Here is a 2,981-nt window from a genome sequence, read left to right as displayed (position 1 = left end):
TACACCCCCGAGCTCTCCCCGGCAGAGCCGGTGGTGCCTTTGCTGCGGGAAGCGGTGGCCTATGAGAGTTTCCCCAGCTTGGAGGCTTTGCAAGAGCGTCTGGCAGAGCGGTGTGTCTATCTCCAGGAGCACCCCGTGGTCATCCGGGGGGTGGCGGGGTTCGGGTGGATTCCTGAAGAATGACTATCTATCTAAGGTTGGTATTACTGGGACAATTGCTCATTCTGCTCTTTGCACTCCACCTGGGGCTGCTACCCACCAACGGGATGCACTCGGTGCGCGGAACGCCCGAGGGGCTGTCACGCTTCCTGGACTTGCTCCTCCACCTGATCTTGCCGGCTCTTACCCTGGGGCTGCAACCGCTGGCAGCAATTGCCCGCATTACCCGGGCACAGGCCCTAGAAGTGATGGGGCAGGACTTCGTGACCACTGCCCGGGCCAAAGGCTTGAGCGAGCGGATGGTGCATACCAAACACGTCCTGCGCAACGCCCTGCCTGCACCCATAACCCTGCTGGGGCTCTCGAGCGGGCATTGGGTCGGTGGAGCAGTCATCACCGAGATAGTTTTCGCCTGGCCAGGTCTGGGGCGATTGGCAGTGGAGTCCACCTTGGCGCGGGATTATCCATTGGTCATCGGGGTCATTCTGGTAGGCGCGATCGGTGTCATTCTGGGTAACCTGATCGCAGATATTGCTGTTGCGGGGCTTGACCCGAGGGTTCGGTATGAATAGGGTTCAGGGAACGGTGGTGAGGGGTCGGGGGAGTCAAAAGAGCCGTTTGGGCGGCGAGATGGTGTTTGTTCTGATCGTGCTTGTGTCGCTCATAATTGCAGGGCTATTGCCGAGCTTCCTGGCCCAGCAAGACCCTTGGCGCACTGGCGGCCCGGCGCTCGCTGCACCGGGTGGAGAATACCTGCTCGGAACCGATCAACTGGGACGGGACGTGTGGAGCCGGTTGGTACACGGAGCACGAACTTCGCTGCTGGTGGGTGGGTTGGCTACACTGATTGCACTGGTATTGGGTGGCATGGTAGGGCTGTTGTCTGGCACGCTGGGGGGCTGGATAGATGAATTGCTCATGCGTCTTGCAGAGCTGGTGGATACTGTGCCAGGGTTGCTGCTGGCCCTGCTGGTCATCACCCTAATTGGGACGGGTATCTGGCAGGTAGCGCTGGTAATCGGGTTAACCGGCTGGACGGGGTTGGCTAGGGTTCTTCGCAGTCGCCTGGTTTCTATTCGCGAGGAGGAGTTTGTGGTGGGGGCTAGGGCTCTAGGAATGAGTGAGGCCAGGGTTGCCTTCAAACATATGCTTCCATTGGCTTGGCCTGCGCTACTGGCACTACTGCCCTTCAGGCTTGAGGGAGCCATTTTGCTCGAGGCCAGCCTTTCTTTCCTGGGTCTAGGTGATGTGAGTCGGCCCAGTTGGGGTGGCATGTTGCAGGATGCGCAACCTTATCTTCGGCAGGCCTGGTGGCTTGTAGTGGCTCCTGGTACTGCGCTAGCTCTAACACTGTTTGCCCTGAGCTTACTCTCAGATCATCTACAGCGCCTGAGCAATCCCAAGTTGCGGCAACTGGGCAAGGCCTAGGCCGATGATTGAAATCCGGCTTGTGGACTGAAATGCAGGTTAATTCAAACCAATGACATTTGCCTTGGTTTAGACTGGTTAGAATCTGTGCAAGGGAGGCAGCAATGGTTCGAGAAACCCCTGTAATTACCGAAGAAATGGTGCAGCAAGCGGTGGCTTTTCATGGGCATCTGTGTCCGGGACTGGCTATGGGCATTCGGGCTGCCGAAATCGCACTGCGCGAGGTTGGTCGTTGTACCGAGGAATGGGAAGTAGCTGCCCAGGTAGAAACCGACATGTGCGCAGTGGACGCCATCCAGGTGTTGGTTGGCACTACCTTTGGCCGTGGCACCCTGATGCACCTCGACTATGGCAAAAACGCCTATACCTTCACCAGCCGTGCCGATGGGAAAACTATCCGCATCGTCTCGAAGCCCACCGCGGGCGGCCCTATGAGCGAGGAACACCAGGTCTTGTGGCAAAAGATGCGCGAGCGTACCATGACTCCCGAGGACAAAAAGCGCTTCTGGGAGTTGCAGAATGCACGAGCCAGGGTGATTCTAGGTGAGCCGCTGGAAAATCTATACGAATTCACCGAGCCCCCAGCCCTTCTGCCACGCCGCAATGGATCGCCCCTTTACACCCGCTGTGAAGCCTGCGGTGAGATGGTAGCCCAGAACAAGGCTCGCTCTGTGGGTAATAAAACCCTTTGCGTGCCCTGTGCAGGGAAATCGGGGCAAAACAGTTCACGCACGAATTCCAACCCACTATAGTACGTGTAGTGCTTCACAAAAGCGAGACCACCCAGGATGGTGGCAAGCCGAGGTGAAGTATGGGAAAGCTCAAGCCAAAAGGAACGCAGCGTGGAAGAAAAGGTAGCCATCGTGTTGAGCTTGCTGCGGGGTGAGGTTAGCGCGGCTGAGTTGTGCCGCAGGTATGGCACCACCGAGAACAGCCTCAACAAGTGGAAGGAACGCTTTCTGGAAGGAGGTAAAGCCGGTCTGGCAGGGCGCAAAGATGAGGGGTTGACTGCCCTGGAGATGGAGAACCGCCAGCTCAAGGAGGCCCTGGCCGAAACGGTGCTGAAGCTGGAGATGCAAAAAAAACTCAAGGGTCTTTGAGTGAGGGCAGCCTGAGCTTCGAGCGGATGGAGCAAGGGCGAGGAGAGTTGGGATTGGGGGTGAATCGTTTCTTGAAACTGGCTGGGATAGCCAAGGCCACCTACTACCGCCGAAAACAGGGTAGCCAGGCCCGTTCTTGCCCAGCGCAGCAACAGATCGTCCAGGAGGTGAGTACCTACGCCGAACAACATCCCCGCTATGGCTACCGCCGAGTGTGGGCCTTGTTGGCCCGGGAGGGCATCTCGGCCAGCCCCAGCACGGTCTATCGCCTGATGAAGCGCTTTGGGCAGCTGC

At 58.2% G+C, this 2,981-nt stretch carries 5 protein-coding genes and 1 pseudogene; all 6 read left to right on the top strand.

The window, feature by feature from the left end; genetic code table 11:
* Positions 1 to 183: pseudogene (locus ABWU19_RS14630) on the top strand (IS630-like element ISAva6 family transposase); the annotation flags it as partial.
* A complete protein-coding gene (locus ABWU19_RS14625; protein ID WP_435902376.1) occupies positions 180 to 731 on the top strand; it encodes an ABC transporter permease in 552 nt (183 codons plus the stop codon). The pseudogene ABWU19_RS14630 and the gene ABWU19_RS14625, both read left to right, overlap by 4 nt.
* Complete coding sequence (locus tag ABWU19_RS14620) at positions 724 to 1,587, top strand: ABC transporter permease (protein WP_435902375.1); 864 nt, start codon at positions 724 to 726, stop codon at positions 1,585 to 1,587. The genes ABWU19_RS14625 and ABWU19_RS14620 overlap by 8 nt, the downstream gene beginning before the upstream one ends.
* A 104-nt stretch (positions 1,588 to 1,691) precedes the next feature.
* Positions 1,692 to 2,339: an FmdE family protein gene (locus ABWU19_RS14615; RefSeq protein WP_435902374.1), complete on the top strand. Its 648-nt coding sequence runs from the start codon at positions 1,692 to 1,694 to the stop codon at positions 2,337 to 2,339.
* Between the two features lie 90 nt (positions 2,340 to 2,429).
* Positions 2,430 to 2,687 (top strand): transposase, encoded by a 258-nt coding sequence (locus tag ABWU19_RS14610; RefSeq protein ID WP_435902373.1) that lies wholly within the window; start codon positions 2,430 to 2,432, stop codon positions 2,685 to 2,687.
* Positions 2,684 to 2,981 (top strand): IS3 family transposase (locus ABWU19_RS14605; protein ID WP_435902372.1); only part of this gene is annotated, 298 nt, incomplete at its 3' end. The genes ABWU19_RS14610 and ABWU19_RS14605, both read left to right, overlap by 4 nt.

It is taken from the genome of Meiothermus cerbereus (assembly GCF_051297115.1).
In the GTDB taxonomy this organism is placed as follows: Bacteria; Deinococcota; Deinococci; order Deinococcales; family Thermaceae; genus Meiothermus; species Meiothermus cerbereus_A.
Note: the sequence above shows the minus strand (reverse complement) of the source record. Positions and strands in the feature narration are given on the sequence as shown.

Excerpts from the sequence above, each read along its gene's own strand:
- ABWU19_RS14625 (WP_435902376.1), top strand. The coding sequence starts at position 180 with ATGACTATCTATCTAAGGTTGGTATTACTGGGACAATTGCTCATTCTG.
- ABWU19_RS14620 (WP_435902375.1), top strand. The coding sequence starts at position 724 with ATGAATAGGGTTCAGGGAACGGTGGTGAGGGGTCGGGGGAGTCAAAAG.
- ABWU19_RS14615 (WP_435902374.1), top strand. The coding sequence starts at position 1,692 with ATGGTTCGAGAAACCCCTGTAATTACCGAAGAAATGGTGCAGCAAGCG.